The following is a 15,734-nucleotide window of genomic DNA, read 5'->3' as shown; positions in this document are numbered from 1 at the left end:
AATTAAAATAATTATTTTATTTAAATTCTAAATTTAAATGTATAATTTGGTTATTTGCGTGTTCTTCTAAAATATACTTTTTTATGATTTTTCTATTTTAGAGCACAAGCCCATTGCATGTTGATTAATAAATAATTGAAAGCAAATGATAAGTCAAAAAAATAAGTTCCTTGGGTTTGGATCTTTTATACTGTTCCTACTTTTAATGAGTTGTAACTCTGATCATGAAAAGAATAAAAACCTGGAGGTTGAAGAGGAATTCAAGGTTTATGGACCCTATAAAGTGATTGAATTGCCCATTAAAAAAGGTGTCAGAATTTTAAATCCTACCTTCATTTCTCTTGGGCCCGATGGGAAAATTTTCTCAGCCAATCAAAGTGGGGAAATTTATACCCTGATTGATTCTGATGGGGATGGATTGGAGGATGAAGCTCTGTTATATTTCAATATTTCCAATTTAGGACTTAGGTCACCTTCTGGTTTTACTTTTAAAGGTGATACCGTTTTTATAGGGACAAGCCAGGAAATTAGGGCTTTCATTGATAGGGATGGAGATGGAATGGCAGATTCCACTTGGACGGTATTCAATGAGATTCCTTACAGCCACCATCCTTATGAATGGACACCCGGCTTAAATGTCGGTCCGGATGGTTGGTTATATTTCAACCTCACTACGGATTCCTGGAATGCAGGAGCTTCTCCGGATCCCAATGGTTTCAGGGGCTCCATTTTAAGAATTTCTACTGATGGCAAAAATGTGGAGCAAATGGGTACAGGTATTCGTTCTGTCCACGGGATGGCATTTCATCCTAACGGGGATTTATTTTTTGCAGACAATGAAGGTGGCGGGAATCCTACTGAAGAGTTAAACCTTCTGGTAAAAGGTGCTTATTATGGACATAATCCCAAAAAATTTAACAATCCAGAGCATGTACAACCTTCCGTATATGACTTAAAAACAGAAGTAGCTCCTTCAGGCATAGAATTCAACCGCCAGAATAATGATTTCGGGGGAACCTCTGCTGATCTTTTTGTGGCTTTTTATGGGCCTGGTGAAAGATGGAACAGGGGAGGAGTGGCACGTGTACACATTTCCCAATCTGAAAACGGAAATTATGAATTTGAGGAATATCCTGTTGTTGACCTGCCCAAGTTATCCGATTTAACCTTTTCAAAAATTGGTGATTTATATCTTGCCCAACATGGTAAATCTGATTATTGGTATAATCCTACCGAGGAAAAAACAGGGAAGTTTTACAAATTGGTTTATGATCCGGAGGTTAATTATTTGACTTCAAGGTCCAGTTTGAATCAAAACGGAAATTTTTCAAGCAGTTCAGTAGAATCAGGTAAGCAATTGTTTGCAGAACTTGCCTGTCTTGCCTGCCATTCTATGGACGGTTCCACCGAATTGTTGGGACCCAATCTGAAAGATGTTGGCAATAAGCTTTCGAGGGAAGAAATATTAGATGAGATCTATTATCCCTCTAAAATTATTAAACCCAGTATGGTTGGATTAAAAGTTATTAAAAAAGACGGGCAAGTGTTATTGGGCAGGCCAGTAAGCATTGAAGAAAATGAAATTTCCCTGATGTTGGTAGGGAACTATATTGTCCAAATTTCCAAATCCGAAATCGAAAGAACAGAACCCATGGACAAATCCCTTATGTTTGAAGGATTGTTGAACGGGGCAAGTGAGGAAGAAATAAAAAACTTGTTAGATTATATTATCAGTATGAAGGAAAACTGATTTTAGGATAGGCCAATTTCCATTTATCCTTTTCTCCAATACGCCTAAATAATTACCAAAAATATCAAGTTACATTCCATTATATTAGAAGCAGAAAAATAACTTGATGATGATGAAAAAACATGTACTTATTTTATGCTTTCTAACTATTTCTCTTTCATGGACTTATGCACAGGAGAATAGGGAAATAAAGGTGGAATCTTCTTCAGTTACCACAGGAGAAGCTACTATTAAAGGAAAAAGGGTGCCTTATAAAGCCACAGCTGGGACAATGCCGGTTTGGAATGAGGAAGGAAAGCCAATTGCTACCCTATTTTATACCTATTATGAAAGAACAGATGTAAGTGATAAAGCAAGCAGACCTTTAGTGTTCTCTTTTAACGGAGGCCCCGGATCAGGTTCCCTTTGGATGCATTTAGCATATACCGGTCCTTTTGTTTTAAATATTGATGAGGAAGGTTACCCACTGCAACCTTATGGTGTAAAGGCAAATCCTCATTCTATTTTGGATGTGGCAGACATTGTTTACATTGATCCGGTAAATACCGGGTATTCCAGGATTGTGGACAAAGAAGTGCCAAGATCTACTTTCTTTGGGATCAACGCAGATATCAAATATCTGGCAGATTGGGTTAAAACCTTTGTTAGCAGACAGAATAGGTGGCCTTCTCCCAAGTATCTGATCGGTGAAAGCTACGGAACTACCAGAGTTGCCGGTTTGGTTCATGAGCTTCAAAATTCCCATTGGATGTATTTTAACGGGGTGGTTTTGGTATCACCAACAGGATTGGGTTTAGACAGAAGCGGCCCTGTTGCCAAGGCAAATTACCTCCCTTATTATGCAGCTACCGCCTGGTATCACAAGGTATTACCTGCAGATCTTCAGTCTAAAGACTTGGATGAGATTCTTCCCGAAGTAGAAAAATATACCTTGGATGTAGTCATTCCTGCCATTGCAAAAGGTGGTGCTTTGGATCCTGAGGAAAGAAAAGCCATTGCCAAAAAAATGGCCTATTATTCTGGTATCAGTGAGGAGGTGTTCATGCAATTTGCCCTGGCCGTTCCGACAAGTTATTATTGGAAAGAGTTGATGAGGGATAAGGGTTTGACGGTTGGTAGATTGGATAGCCGTTATAGAGGAATTGACCAAACAGATGCCGGTGAGCGCTATGATTATGATCCAGCTTTGACCGCTTGGAACCATGCATTTTCACCCGCAATGAACTATTATGCAAAAAATGTCCTAAAATACGAAACTGACCTGACCTATTACCTTTTTGGCCCTGTACATCCTTGGGACAGAAGCAATGAGAACACGGGCAACCAACTGGCCCAGGCCATGCTTCAAAATCCATATTTACATGTCATGACCCAATCCGGTTATTTTGACGGAGGAACAGATTATTTTAATGCCAAATTCAATATGTGGCAAATGGATCCTGCCGGGAAATTGCAGGACAGGATGTCTTTCAAAGGTTATAGAAGCGGCCATATGATGTATTTGAGAGCTGAAGACCTGGCAACCTCCAATGAAGACATCAGACAGTTTATTCAAAAATCCCTTCCTGCCAAAGATAAACCAGCCAAGTATTGGTAATTTATGTGAAGTATAAAGGTGATTTTTCCACAAACACTTTATGTGTTTGGATGATAACCGGATAATTATTGAAGAACCTTTGGGCATTTAAATGCATGCCCAAAGGTTTTTTATTTTTGAATAAAGGCTGTTAGAATTAAAATGGTCGGAAGGATATTAATTATTCAAAAGAAAAATCCTCCAATGAACGTAATGGATTTTTTGACCCTATTTGATTTCCGATCACTTCGAAGACATCTTCCTTTTTTTTACCGGATTTTCTCAGGAATTGGATAGAAGTACTCCCTGCAGATTTTGAAAGTTTCTGATTGTTGGGCCCCTTTATTAAAGGATGGTGATAAAATGTTGTTTCGGCAAAATTATTAGTAGGTAGGCGTTTGGATAAAAATGTTTGTGCCAACGTTGAACCCCATAAATCTTTCCCCCTGATAATTAAATCCACTCCATAATGAAGGTCATCTACGACTGAGGCCAACTGATAAGCTGGGAAAGTATCTTTTTTTCTGACTATAAAATCGCTTAAAATTCCTGGGATTTTCCCCGTAACCAATCCATCCTTCAGGTCGATAAAAGTTACTTCTTGATGCTTGTCCACTTTTATTCTCCAAGCTAAATCCTTTTTATTAAAATCAAGGTTTCTATTGCGGCAAAATCCTGTGTAATATCCATTAGGATCCATTTTTTCAATTTTCTTTCTACTGCAATCACAGGCAAATAAAAGCCCCGTTTCCTTTAATTGAAGCAAAGCATCCTGATATAAGTTTAACCTGTTGACCTGAGAAAAATTTTTCTGAAAATCCTGTAGATTTTTAGGCCCTTGATGATATGGGATTTCCAAAAAGTCCAGGGTTTCAAAAATGTCCTGAATATATTTGTTTTTTATCCTTTCTCTATCCATATCATCGATCCTGAGCATTATTTTGGATTGATGTTTTTTGGCAAGATGGTAGGTGATAATAAAGGAATAAATATTTCCAATATGAAGGAAACCACTTGGTGTTGGTGCAAATCGGGTGAGTTTGAAGGGTATATTTTTTGGAATGGGTGTCATTCTGAGATTTTAACATTTAGGTAAATGTACAAAACAGGTAATGACAATATAAGATGTCATGCTGAGATTTTAAAATTTGACTTTTACACATCATCAAATAATAAAAGGTTTCACGCAGCGCCCGCCGCGAGAAATAGCTATTTGTCATTGGTTAAGCAAAATACAAATTAATGTTAGTGTAGGCACAAATTATTTTTTAAGATTATATATGGTTACTGTTTAGTAAACCTTTAATAATTTTTAACGCCGGATATTTCTCTGGGAATCCAATTAGGAATAATTTCGTTTTGTGAAAAGGTTTCTGCTGATCTCGCTTTATTTCTTTGCATTCAGCCCTGTCATGACATTTGGCCAGGTTGTTACAGGAAACGTAATTGATGGTTTGGACAGGGCTTTTCTGGACAATGTATGGGTAATCAATCTCCATAACAACGATAGCAGCCTTACCAATGAACGGGGATATTTCAGGCTGAAAGCTTCCAAAGGAGATACTATTTTAATTACAAGAAATTATTACATTCCAAAATTTATTGCTGTAAATGAAGACAGGCATATCCTGACGGAAATTTATTTGGACGCCAGGACCTTGCCCCGATTTGATCTTTACGGGGATCTGATGATTATGCCCTTTAGAGCAGGCAATCTTTCCAATTACCGCTCTTTAAGTAGCCGACCGGCCGGGCCCGGGAAAATCTATATGGGTACTTCTGAACAGGGAGGCATGATGCCAGGCTTTACTTTAGATGGTCCCATTTCCTATTTTATGAAATCAGAGCGTCAAAAGAGACAGTATGCCAGGAAGTTGGCTTTTTTGGCAAGACAAAAGGATTATCTGGACCTGATCCAATCCGACTCGGTCATGTATGCGCTGAAATTAGAATATAACCTTACCAATAAGGATCTGGATGACCTCATCATTGAATTTAACCTACAGAATATGGACCATCAGTTTTTGGATATGGACTGGCAGAGAGTAGAGAAAATGCTGATTGATTTTTTGGATCAAAGGACCAAATTTAGGAGGGATGAGGAACCCATAAATACGTCTTCTCCTAATTTCAAACCTAAGAAAAACAAATAAAGAAAGTTGTCAAATTATTATGTCTTCCTTTTAAAGGACCAGGTGACATAAAATTTTGCCACAATTTCCCCTTGAGGATTAGTACCTGTTGAAACCAAAGTGAGTTTTGCAGTCTGCTCAGTTTCGAGGTTATGTATAAGTTCTGTCAGTTCTCTGCCCTGATTGCAGGCAAAAGTGATCTTTCCATTGGCTTTTTTATGGTATTCCGCCCTAAAATCCACCACCAGCATACTGAATTTCCCCCTCCCTGCCATGGAAAGTTGACAAAGTGCCCCTGTACTTAACTCAGCAGCGCCTGCCAAAGCCGCAAAGTAAATGGACTTAAATGGGTTTTGACTCCTCCAGGAATAGGGTATAGTGACTTCACATTTTTCTTCTGATATAGATTTTATCCTAATCCTCCAAAAAATAACTGATGGTAACTTGAAAAGCATGGCCCACCAAAATATAAATGGATTGCTCATGCGTTTTTGATATTGTGCTGCCTCTGGGTTCATAGACGGATTATATTAGCCTTCAAATTAATAAAAATGTGATATCCTTTTTTGAAATGGCATCTTTTTTGGTGATTTTCGTTTAAAAATTTAAAAGTTATGGTAAAGAAATTAATCTTTTTATTGGCCCTTGGAATGGTTGTTTATTCTTGCGCTAAGGTACCCATGAGTGGCAGAAGCCAATTGGCATTGGTCGATAATTCTGAATTGCTACCTATGGCTTATGACCAGTACAATCAAGTCCTTAAGGAAGGCAAAGTAGTGACGAATACACCTAATGGTCAAATGGTGGTAAGGGTTGGAAGAAGGATTGCGGAGGCTGTAGAAAAGTATATGAAGGAGAATGGTTATGAAAAGGAATTACAGGGTTTTGCCTGGGAATTTAATTTGCTGGAACAGGATGTAGTAAATGCTTGGTGTATGCCTGGTGGAAAGGTAGCATTTTATACTGGAATAATTCCAGTATGCGAGGATGAGGCAGGGATTGCTGTAGTAATGGGCCATGAAGTAGCCCATGCCATCGCCAATCATGGTCGAGAGAGAATGTCCAATGGTCTTGTCATGAATGGATTATTGGGAGGAATGCAGGTGGCAATGGGACAAAATCCGAGTTTGACCCAAAACTTATTTTTACAGGCTTTTGGTGTAGGTGGACAATTGGGAATGCTCTCATTTTCTAGGAAACATGAATTGGAAGCAGACCAACTTGGTTTGAATTTTATGGCTATGGCGGGATATGACCCCAGAGTTGCCCCGGGTTTTTGGGACAGGATGGCAGGTGCCGGGTCCGGTGAGGCTCCACCGGAATTTTTGTCTACTCACCCTGGACCTAACAGAAGGAAAGAAGAGCTGACCAAGCAAATGCCAAAGGCCATGGAGTATTATGAAAAGAGTGGAAAAAATTGATGTCTGAAAATAATAATTAGTAAACTGATTTTGTTTTCATTTGAATGTAAAAAAAGTGCAGCTGACCGCTGCACTTTTTTTGATTATTGAAAAAGAATAGATCATTGTTCTATCTGGGAATAGAAATTCCAGCCAGTCAAGCCTTTTTCTGCTTGTAGTTCCATACCGCATATTTTATCTATTTTGGTTGAATTATAGTAAAACTTGAAGTATATTGTTTCAGAGGTTTGCTAAATACTATTACGCATGCTGAAAAGAGAAAAAATCAAATATTTGGTAATACTTGCCGTTTTTTTCGCTTTGAATCCAGTAGTTTCAAATGGACAGGAATCAGTATTAGATGTTGGCATCCGCTTCCAGAAAACTGTTAATTTTTATTGGGAAAATGGGGTATCAATACAATATTCCCATAGAAACCTGAAGCCTGACCGCTTATATTTTGGGTTTTCTTATGTAACGAGTCGCTTGGGAACGGCAATCAATTCAAATGCTATTAAACAAGACAATTTTCTTTTTAATACTTCTTGGTATTTTAGACCACAACATACATTCAGGCCAATCGTAAGATTAAATTTTGGGTATTTCTTAGCAGATTATGAAGAACCTGTTTTTGATGTCTTAGATAATACATCCTTTTTGTTGTCACCGGAATTGGGAGCCGTTTTTGAATCGAAAGCTCCATTTAAAGTGATGATTACTTTAGGTTATAATTTAGTCACCGGAAATGGTAATCAAGGCGCAGGTACAGTCTATCCCCTATTCGTCCAATCCACATTATCATGGAGCATATTCAAAAAATAGGTCGCATTTTAATTCTAATAGTAAGTATCTCAATTACTTTAGGATGCAATGATTCCCCTGACATAACAGATGGGATGCTTGATGGAAAAATTATTTATGATCCATCATTGGATAATCCCGAAGACTATCTTCTATCCCTATCCAATCCAAATCCTACCGCTGAGGAAAAATCTAGACCAGTATTTATTGTCATGCACGGGTATAGTGCCTCTACCTTTGAGTGGGAAGAATTTAGAACTTGGTCGGAAAATATTCCAGAGTACGCTATATCTATGGTGTTGCTAGGTGGACATGGAAGAACTTATGAAGATTTTAAAAGAGCCACTTGGAAGGATTGGCAAATATCCATTAAAGAGGAATATGACCGTCTTGTTACTTTAGGATATACAAATATCAATTTTATTGGATCTTCAACTAGCTGTACTTTGATTGTGGATATGCTCCATTCCGGCTATTTTTTGGGAAAGATAATTCCCAGAAATATCTTTTTTGTAGACCCAATTGTTATCCCTTCTTCAAAAATCCTCTCACTCGCTCCATTGGTCGGCCCAATATTGGGTTACATAGAGGCAGACAATACAGTGGAGGAAGACAAATATTGGTACCATTTCCGCCCTCAGGAAACTCTTCAGGAGTTGAACAAGTTGTTGACAACTGTCAGGAAGCAATTGGAAGATGGTATCAATCTTCCCCCAAATTGTTCACTAAAAGTGTATAAATCAATAAAAGACCCTACAGCTGACCCTGTAAGTTCAGTGCTGCTATTTAAGGGTATCAAAAACAGTGAAGGTGGAGACATTGAGATAGAAATGGTGGATTCCAACCTCCATGTTTTTACCAGATTGAATTTGAGGAATGAGATTTCAACTAAAGATAGGGAAAATCAGCTTGCTGCATTTAATGATTTTGCTTCCAAGGTTTTGAATTAAAATAAATCTGAATTCTGAAAATGATTAGTTATTTAAGGCTATCGGTATCAAAAAAAAAATTAATTTAAAAATTGAATTTTCAGATAAATTAAATTTACTTTTATTGAAGTAGATGAAAACCAAAGGGGTTTTGGGTAAAACTATCCATAATCCTTTTTTGGTAAATCTCAGAAAATCAGACTATACCCTGCACCCTTAATTTGAACTTTTCTATTTTACCCTTTAAGGAAGATTACAAAGACCAATTGGTTTCGGTCTGGGGTAAATCTGTTGCCCGAACACATCATTTTTTGAAGTTGACTGATTTTGTTGAAATCAGGGAATTGGTCAAGCAAATGGATTTTACCCAATTTGAGGTGTATTGCCTCATACAGGAGCAAAAAGTCTTGGGTTTTGTGGGATTAACTGGAAATAAGGTGGAAATGCTTTTTTTGGACCCTGATCACATTGGAAAAGGACTTGGGAGAAAATTAATGGATTTTGCCATCCAGGAACTCAAAGCCAATGAAGTAGATGTCAACGAGGAGAATACCAATGCTGTGACTTTTTATAAGAAATTGGGATTTGAGGTGTATGAAAGAAGTGACAAGGACGATCAGGGAAGGGATTATCCTATTTTGAAAATGAGGTTAAATTGAAAATGAAAAGATTTCATAATTGATTGGGTCTAATGAATAATTTTTGACCCTTCCTAAATTGTAAATTCAGAACTTGGATTAGAATTAACATTTTTTGAAGCTGATTATGGAATCAATGATTTTCAACATGATTTTTCTTTTGATAAATCTTTTGTTTCGAAGTATTTTACTTTTCAGTAAAAAAACCGGTTTAACTTAAGCCTATCGCTGATTAAATGCCCTGAGTTTTACCTGGGTAAACTTCCTTTTGGTATCTAATGGGAAATCACCTTTCATCATCCAATCATAATAAGAAGGTTCTTCTTTCAGTACAGCCTCAATGGTTTTGCCTTTGTGTTTGCCAAAGTTAAAGCACTCCTCTCCACTTTCGTTAAAAATAAACCGGCCTGCCAGATCCACCATTTTTTCATTGAGAATACCATGGATTTTTTTCATATCATTTTCAAAAATTCCCAATTTATTTCCCAATAAATCCTCTGCTTCTTCTCCTTCATATTTTTCAATCTGGGCCTTGAATACTTCATAACTGGCAATGGTGTCTGCTTCTGCACTGTGTGCATTTTCCAGATTTTTACCGCAATAAAACTTATATGCAGCAGAAAGATTCCTTTTTTCCATCATGTGGAATATTTTCTGTGAATCCAGGATGTTTCTTTTTTCGATATCGAAATCAATACCTGCACGAAGAAATTCTTCCACCAAAAGAGGAATATCGAATTTCAATACATTAAAGCCTGCAAGGTCTGCTCCTATAAGAAATTGGTGAAGATCTTTGGAAAATGACTTAAAAGTTGGTGCATCTTTGACGTCCTCATCATAAATCCCGTGAATGGCTGAAGATTCTTTAGGAATGGGTATTGTGGGGTTGATCAGGGAAGTTTTCATCTCTTCCCTGCCATTTGGATGTACTTTTAAAATTGAAATCTCTACAATCCTGTCTGTTGCTATATTGGTCCCCGTAGATTCAAGATCAAAAAAAGCGATAGGGGTTTTTAATTTTAAATTCATTATTGATATTTTTTATTGATTTTTGATTGTATTTGACTTAAGTCCATGTCATCATAATTCCCGGAGCTCATCATCAAAAGATTGGTAAGATGATAATCCTGTGCTTCCAGGAAAGCTTTCAATTGGTCTATCTCTGTAAAAAGCCTTAGGTCATTTCTTTGAAATCCATTTCTAAGGGTCTGCTCATCCATCAATTCCAGCTTTTTCAAAGATACGGCTTTTGGATTTAAATAGATAATGGCAATATCAGCAGCATCAAAGGTATGGGCGTAATTGTGGATAAAATCCTTGTTGAGTGAACTGTAGGTGTGAAGTTCCTGCACTGCTATTAATTTCCGTTCAGGGAACTGGTTTTTTACTGCCTGTACCGTGGCTTTCAATTTGGATGGTGCATGTGCAAAATCCCTAAAGAGTATGGAATTTTCAGATTTGGCGAGGATTTCCTGTCTTTTTGCTGCTCCTTTAAAATATTGAATGGCAGTATAAAATTCTTCTTTGCTTAAACCAAGACTTAGGCAAACCTCAAGGGCTCCTTGTAAATTTTGGAGATTATGTTCTCCGAAAATTTCTATGGGTAATTTTCCATTTTGTGTGATCAGAAAAGTAATTCCCTTTTCCACAGTATGCGGATGTGCCTGATAGGAGATTATTTGGACACCGGGAAGTTTGCAATTTTCTCCCAGTTGTCTAACCTCAGGATCTTTTTCGCAATAGATGAATGAACCTCCTTTTGGAGTCATTTCCACCAGTTTTTCAAATTGCGCTCTGTAATTTTCAAAAGTCGGGAATACATTGAAATGATCCCATGCGATTCCACTCATCAAAAGTATGTGGTGATGGTAATGAAAAAATTTGGGAGTCCTGTCAATAGGTGAGGTCAGGTATTCATCCCCTTCAATAATGATAACCGGAGCGTTAGAAAGACGGACCATAAGCTCAAAACCTTCAATTTGTGCCCCGACAAGGTAATCAAAATCTTTTTGGTGGTACTTTAATACATGGAGAATCATGGATGTAATGGTTGTCTTTCCATGACTTCCAGATATAACTACCCTCTTTTTATCTTTGCTTTGGTTATAGATAAATTCCGGAAAAGAGTAAACGGGGATGTTCAGTTCTTTTGCCCGTATTAGCTCAGGATTGTCTATCCTGGCATGCATTCCCAGGATAATCCCATCCAAATTAGAATTGATCTTCTCAGGAAACCAGCCCTTTTGATCAGGAAGAATTCCTGCATTTTCCAGCCTGGTTCTTGAAGGTTCATATATTTCATCATCAGAACCGGTAACCTGATATCCCTTGGCCACCATGGAAAGAGCCAGGTTATGCATAACAGCCCCACCAATGGCAATAAAATGATATTTCTTTGACATCTTTAAACAATGAATATCCAAAAGTAGTAATCCTTGTGATTCGGAGAACTTATTTTTTTCTTATTTTTCCAGATATTTGGATTTTATCTTTAAAGCTATGGAAAAATATGCTTACCTCTTTTTAGGATTATTATTACTGATTCCTTGGACGCTGATTTTTATCAGGAATCCTTTTAAACCGGGTATGCTGAGGGTCAGTTTGGTAGGGGGGATTGCCGGATTATTGGCGGAATACTGGTATTTCAGGGATTACTGGAGGCCGCCGACACTTTTAGGAGAGGGAGTGTACAGCCCTGAAGACTTTATTGTTGGATTTTCATTGTTTGGAATACCCTGTTATGCACATTTGGTGCTGACCAGGAGAAGCATAGATTATGAAAAAGAGAATAAAGTAAAAAACAAACAATTCATCATCCTCTTTTTTATCGGTTTGTCAAGCTTGATGGTATTTAATGTTTTGATGGGATTGAATTCAGGGATAGTAAGCATTTTGACCTTTACTTTCCTTTCCCTTACCATTTGGGTGCAAAGACCGGATCTTATTCATGTGTCCATTAAAACCGGATTTTTCATGCTTTTTCTGATAGGCTTTTTCTATTTTTTGTTGTTTAACATCTTTTTCCCCGAATTTTGGGTCAAATATGGTTTATTGGAAGGTACTTTTCTTGAAAAGAAGTGGTTTAATATACCTGTTTCTGAATTGCTTTGGTATTTTAGCTGGGGATTGCTTGCTGGAACATTCTGGGAATACAGGAATGGTATATATTTCAAACCTCTTCAAAATTGAACAATACAATTTTTTTTTATTCGTTTCAAGATAGAACACTGATAATCAGTTACTAATAAATTGCTGTGGATATCTCGTGAATAAATTGTTCAAAAACTTAAGGCCAAAGCCTGTACATTTGTTCTTATGGCAGAAAACAAACCTAACCCCAACAGACCTATTAGACGTAAACCGGATTTGAATATTTCTTCAGGAGTGGGCAAATTACCTCCACAGGCGATTGAATTGGAAGAAGCAGTACTTGGAGCATTGATGCTTGAAAAAGATGCTTTGACAACTGTTGTTGATATTTTAAAGCCTGAAAGTTTCTATAAAGAATCCCATAAGGTTATTTATTCCGCAATACTTGACTTGTTTTCAGACAGTCAGCCGATCGACCTGTTGACAGTAACCAACCAATTAAGAAAAAAGGGTTTGTTGGAAATGGCAGGAGGGGCATTTTTTATTACCGAACTTACTTCCAAGGTATCCTCTGCTGCGAATATAGAATACCATGCCCGAATCATAACCGAGCAGTCCATGAAAAGGGAGATGATCAGTATTGCTTCAGAGATCCAAAAAGATGCGTATGAGGATACTACCGATGTTTTCGAACTTTTGGATAAAATGGAGCAATCCCTTTTTGAAATATCCGAAAAAAACATCCGGAAGAATTATTCGGATATGCGTTCCATCATGAAAGAAGCCATCATGGAACTGGAATCGAAAAAGGGTCAGAAAGATGGTTTAACAGGTGTACCGAGTGGATTCACTGCATTGGATAGGGTTACTTCAGGGTGGCAAAAATCCGACCTTGTGATCATTGCCGCCCGTCCAGCAATGGGTAAGACTGCCTTTGTATTGTCCGTTCTTAGAAATGCAGCAGTAGATCATGATAGGCCAGTAGCCATTTTTTCGTTGGAAATGTCTTCTGTTCAGTTGGTCAACAGGTTGATATCTTCTGAAGCTGAATTGGATTCTGAAAAAATCAAAAGGGGTAACCTGGCAGATTATGAATGGGAACAATTAGTCCATAAGACTGCAAAATTATCCAAAGCGCCATTATTTGTGGATGATACCCCCGCTCTTTCCATATTGGAATTAAGGGCGAAATGCAGAAAACTGAAAGCCCAACATGATATTCAGATGGTGGTAGTGGATTACCTTCAACTTATGTCAGGAGATTCCAAATCAGGAGGGGGAGGAAACCGGGAGCAGGAGATTGCCAGTATTTCCAGGGCATTGAAAAAAATTGCCAAAGAACTCAGCATTCCGGTGATTGCACTTTCCCAATTGTCCAGGGCAGTGGAAACAAGGGGAGGAGATAAGCGTCCGCAATTATCTGATTTAAGAGAATCTGGTGCTATTGAACAGGATGCTGATATGGTCATGTTCTTATACAGGCCAGAATACTACGGGATTACAGAGGATGAGGAAGGAAATTCTACCATGGGAGTAGGTGAAGTCATTATAGCCAAGCACAGGAATGGATCCCTTGAAAATGTAAAACTTAGGTTCATTGGGAAATATACCAAGTTTACTGATTTGGATATGAATATACCCTATAAGGCTCAGGATGTGATGTACGGTAGTAAATTCCCATCGGGAGCCGGTTCTCAAGGTTTCGAATCAGGTAATACTATCAGATTACAAAGCAAGGCCAATGGAGGTGATTTTGATGATCCTTTTCCAGGGGGAATTGGCAGTGGGGAGCCTGCGCCGTTTTAAATTACCAATTACCAATTACCAATTACCAATTATCAATTATCAATTATCAAAACCAAAATTCCAAACTTCAAGTTTGAGGTTTAAACTTATTTGAAAAATGAAGCTTTTACTGTCAAATCATAATAATTTTTAAAATTAGTAAAAATAGGCTGCCGTGAAAGCAATAGTATTAGATAGGGGCACAAAAGAAAAGATCGTTTATACGGATGTAGAATTACCTGAATTGGGAGAAGATGAGGTGAAAATCCAACTTAAAGCTGCAGCCTTGAACCATAGGGATGAGTGGGCTAGGCAGGGTTTGTATCCCAATTTAAAGGATGGGATTGTGATGGGTTCTGATGGGGCGGGTATTGTAGTGGAAGTTGGAGGGAAAATTTCCTCCAGTTGGATAGGTAAAGAAGTAATCATTAATCCTGCAAATAATTGGGGTACTGATGAAAAGGCCCAGTCCAAGGAATTCCATATCATAGGCATACCTACCAACGGTACTTTGGCGGAGTTTATCCATGTCAAAGGAGACAGAATTCATAAAAAACCGGCTTTTTTAAGCTGGTATGAAGCAGCAGCTTTACCTTTGGGAGGGCTTACTGCTTATAGGGCTTTGTTGGTACAGGGCGGTCTCCTTCCTGGCCAAAAAGTTTTGGTAACAGGTTTCGGAGGTGGGGTTGCCCAGTTTGCGGCCCAGTTTGCTATTGCCATAGGGGCAGAAGTCTATGTAAGTAGCAGTTCAAATGAAAAAATCAATGCTGCTATTTCCTTAGGTGCAAAAAGCGGGTTCAATTATTCTGAGAAAAACTGGACAGATAAGGCATTGGAGAAAACAGGAGGCTTTGATTTGGTGATTGACAGCGCCATGGGAGATACGGTAAATAATCTCATTCATGTGCTGAAACCTGGAGGAAGACTTGTTTTTTACGGAGCTACAAGAGGAAATCCGCAGGAAATTAATGCCAGAAAAGTCTTTTGGAACCAAATCCACATAATTGGGAGCACAATGGGCAGTGATAAAAATTTTGAGGATATGCTGTCCTTTATTTCAACATATAGAATAAAACCTTTGGTAGATCAGGTCTTTTCCTTAAAAGATTGCGTAAACGCATTTGACAGGATGAAAGCAGGGATGCAGTTGGGGAAAATTGTAATTAAAATCTCTTAAAAGCCTTTGTTCAGCTGGTCAACTGATTACACTTTTTTCTAATGATAACATTATTCAAGGTCATTTTCAAAAAGAAAATTTTGATAACTGTTTTTTAATTCCCTCAGGGTATTTCTTTCGTTTAATTCCTCAGCTAAAGAAATTCCTTTTTCATAAGTTTCCTTTGCCCTGTCGATTGAATCCTGTTCGGAGAAGAAATGGGCTGCGTGGTAGTAGGTGGGTAAATAACTTTTATGTTCATTTAATAGTTTTTCAAATAAAAAGGATGCTTTTTTAGGATCGGAATCTTGAAATTCCAAGGCAAGTGCATACCAGTTGAAGGGGTTGTCGGGTTCACTTTCCGCAAACGATTGTAGCATCTCAATGCGGGACATTTTGCTCATGAATTCTTTTTTTAATTATAATGCAATTACTAAATTCACACAATTTAAAAATAAATAACCTAAAAATTTATAA

General features: G+C 37.8%; 15 protein-coding genes. 10 read left to right on the top strand and 5 right to left on the bottom strand.

Translation table 11 applies throughout. The features are described from left to right. Window positions 1-205: 205 nt before the first annotated feature. Both ACFSKV_RS07455 and ACFSKV_RS07450 read left to right on the top strand, forming a co-directional pair. Window positions 206-1,750, top strand: coding sequence for a DUF7133 domain-containing protein (locus ACFSKV_RS07455; RefSeq protein WP_380801315.1), 1,545 nt, complete (start codon window positions 206-208; stop codon window positions 1,748-1,750). Between the two features lie 112 nt (window positions 1,751-1,862). Further along, window positions 1,863-3,347, top strand: a complete 1,485-nt coding sequence (locus ACFSKV_RS07450; RefSeq protein ID WP_380801386.1) for a S10 family peptidase — start codon at window positions 1,863-1,865, stop codon at window positions 3,345-3,347. A gap of 160 nt (window positions 3,348-3,507) precedes the next feature. Here ACFSKV_RS07450 and ACFSKV_RS07445 read toward each other — a convergent pair whose 3' ends face one another. Beyond that, the gene (locus tag ACFSKV_RS07445) at window positions 3,508-4,398 is read right to left on the bottom strand and encodes a glutamate--tRNA ligase family protein (protein WP_380801314.1); all 891 of its coding nucleotides are present in this window, start codon (window positions 4,396-4,398) and stop codon (window positions 3,508-3,510) included. A 289-nt stretch (window positions 4,399-4,687) separates the two neighbouring features. On the opposite strand from ACFSKV_RS07445, the gene ACFSKV_RS07440 reads away from it, so the two are divergent. After that, window positions 4,688-5,479 (top strand): hypothetical protein, encoded by a 792-nt coding sequence (locus tag ACFSKV_RS07440; RefSeq protein WP_380801313.1) that lies wholly within the window; start codon window positions 4,688-4,690, stop codon window positions 5,477-5,479. A gap of 17 nt (window positions 5,480-5,496) precedes the next feature. Here the strand turns inward: ACFSKV_RS07440 and ACFSKV_RS07435 are convergent, their stop codons facing one another. Further along, window positions 5,497-5,976: a PaaI family thioesterase gene (locus tag ACFSKV_RS07435; RefSeq protein WP_380801312.1), complete on the bottom strand. Its 480-nt coding sequence runs from the start codon at window positions 5,974-5,976 to the stop codon at window positions 5,497-5,499. 96 nt (window positions 5,977-6,072) lie between these two features. On the opposite strand from ACFSKV_RS07435, the gene ACFSKV_RS07430 reads away from it, so the two are divergent. From ACFSKV_RS07430 to ACFSKV_RS07415, 4 genes are all read left to right on the top strand, one after another. Further along, the gene (locus ACFSKV_RS07430) at window positions 6,073-6,879 is read left to right on the top strand and encodes a M48 family metallopeptidase (protein WP_380801311.1); all 807 of its coding nucleotides are present in this window, start codon (window positions 6,073-6,075) and stop codon (window positions 6,877-6,879) included. 246 nt (window positions 6,880-7,125) lie between these two features. Further along, the gene (locus tag ACFSKV_RS07425) at window positions 7,126-7,680 is read left to right on the top strand and encodes a hypothetical protein (protein ID WP_380801310.1); all 555 of its coding nucleotides are present in this window, start codon (window positions 7,126-7,128) and stop codon (window positions 7,678-7,680) included. Then, window positions 7,659-8,609: an alpha/beta hydrolase gene (locus ACFSKV_RS07420; RefSeq protein ID WP_380801309.1), complete on the top strand. Its 951-nt coding sequence runs from the start codon at window positions 7,659-7,661 to the stop codon at window positions 8,607-8,609. Before ACFSKV_RS07425 ends, ACFSKV_RS07420 begins: the two co-directional genes overlap by 22 nt. Window positions 8,610-8,809: 200 nt before the next feature. Beyond that, a complete protein-coding gene (locus tag ACFSKV_RS07415) occupies window positions 8,810-9,247 on the top strand; it encodes a GNAT family N-acetyltransferase (RefSeq protein WP_380801308.1) in 438 nt (145 codons plus the stop codon). Between the two features lie 201 nt (window positions 9,248-9,448). Here the strand turns inward: ACFSKV_RS07415 and ACFSKV_RS07410 are convergent, their stop codons facing one another. Continuing rightward, on the bottom strand, window positions 9,449-10,255 hold the full coding sequence (locus ACFSKV_RS07410) for an exonuclease domain-containing protein (RefSeq protein WP_380801307.1): 807 nt from the start codon (window positions 10,253-10,255) through the stop codon (window positions 9,449-9,451). Continuing rightward, entirely contained in the window at window positions 10,255-11,628 is a 1,374-nt protein-coding gene (locus tag ACFSKV_RS07405; protein WP_380801306.1) for a UDP-N-acetylmuramate--L-alanine ligase, read from the bottom strand. Before ACFSKV_RS07405 ends, ACFSKV_RS07410 begins: the two co-directional genes overlap by 1 nt. A gap of 97 nt (window positions 11,629-11,725) precedes the next feature. On the opposite strand from ACFSKV_RS07405, the gene ACFSKV_RS07400 reads away from it, so the two are divergent. From ACFSKV_RS07400 to ACFSKV_RS07390, 3 genes are all read left to right on the top strand, one after another. Next, window positions 11,726-12,415 carry a lycopene cyclase domain-containing protein gene (locus ACFSKV_RS07400; protein WP_380801305.1) on the top strand — a complete coding sequence of 230 codons (690 nt, stop codon included), beginning with the start codon at window positions 11,726-11,728 and terminating at the stop codon, window positions 12,413-12,415. A 126-nt stretch (window positions 12,416-12,541) separates the two neighbouring features. Next, window positions 12,542-14,122: a replicative DNA helicase gene (gene dnaB / locus ACFSKV_RS07395; protein ID WP_380801304.1), complete on the top strand. Its 1,581-nt coding sequence runs from the start codon at window positions 12,542-12,544 to the stop codon at window positions 14,120-14,122. Window positions 14,123-14,276: 154 nt separating this feature from the next. Next, complete coding sequence (locus ACFSKV_RS07390) at window positions 14,277-15,278, top strand: zinc-binding dehydrogenase (RefSeq protein WP_380801303.1); 1,002 nt, start codon at window positions 14,277-14,279, stop codon at window positions 15,276-15,278. 50 nt (window positions 15,279-15,328) lie between these two features. Here ACFSKV_RS07390 and ACFSKV_RS07385 read toward each other — a convergent pair whose 3' ends face one another. Next, window positions 15,329-15,661, bottom strand: a complete 333-nt coding sequence (locus tag ACFSKV_RS07385; protein WP_380801302.1) for a tetratricopeptide repeat protein — start codon at window positions 15,659-15,661, stop codon at window positions 15,329-15,331. Window positions 15,662-15,734: the final 73 nt, after the last annotated feature.

Origin of the sequence: Shivajiella indica, from assembly GCF_042683085.1 — a bacterium.
GTDB classification, from domain to species: Bacteria; Bacteroidota; Bacteroidia; order Cytophagales; family Cyclobacteriaceae; genus Shivajiella; species Shivajiella indica.
The sequence above is the reverse complement of the archived record's forward strand: the minus strand, read 5'-3'. Positions and strand labels throughout refer to the sequence as shown.

Coding starts and splice junctions, on each gene's coding strand:
- ACFSKV_RS07425 (WP_380801310.1), top strand. CDS start 7,126: ATGCTGAAAAGAGAAAAAATCAAATATTTGGTAATACTTGCCGTTTTT.
- ACFSKV_RS07410 (WP_380801307.1), bottom strand. CDS start 10,255: ATGAATTTAAAATTAAAAACCCCTATCGCTTTTTTTGATCTTGAATCT.
- ACFSKV_RS07405 (WP_380801306.1), bottom strand. CDS start 11,628: ATGTCAAAGAAATATCATTTTATTGCCATTGGTGGGGCTGTTATGCAT.
- ACFSKV_RS07420 (WP_380801309.1), top strand. CDS start 7,659: ATGGAGCATATTCAAAAAATAGGTCGCATTTTAATTCTAATAGTAAGT.
- ACFSKV_RS07445 (WP_380801314.1), bottom strand. CDS start 4,398: ATGACACCCATTCCAAAAAATATACCCTTCAAACTCACCCGATTTGCA.
- ACFSKV_RS07435 (WP_380801312.1), bottom strand. CDS start 5,976: ATGAACCCAGAGGCAGCACAATATCAAAAACGCATGAGCAATCCATTT.
- ACFSKV_RS07385 (WP_380801302.1), bottom strand. CDS start 15,661: ATGAGCAAAATGTCCCGCATTGAGATGCTACAATCGTTTGCGGAAAGT.
- ACFSKV_RS07400 (WP_380801305.1), top strand. CDS start 11,726: ATGGAAAAATATGCTTACCTCTTTTTAGGATTATTATTACTGATTCCT.
- dnaB (WP_380801304.1), top strand. CDS start 12,542: ATGGCAGAAAACAAACCTAACCCCAACAGACCTATTAGACGTAAACCG.
- ACFSKV_RS07455 (WP_380801315.1), top strand. CDS start 206: ATGAGTTGTAACTCTGATCATGAAAAGAATAAAAACCTGGAGGTTGAA.
- ACFSKV_RS07450 (WP_380801386.1), top strand. CDS start 1,863: ATGAAAAAACATGTACTTATTTTATGCTTTCTAACTATTTCTCTTTCA.
- ACFSKV_RS07430 (WP_380801311.1), top strand. CDS start 6,073: ATGGTAAAGAAATTAATCTTTTTATTGGCCCTTGGAATGGTTGTTTAT.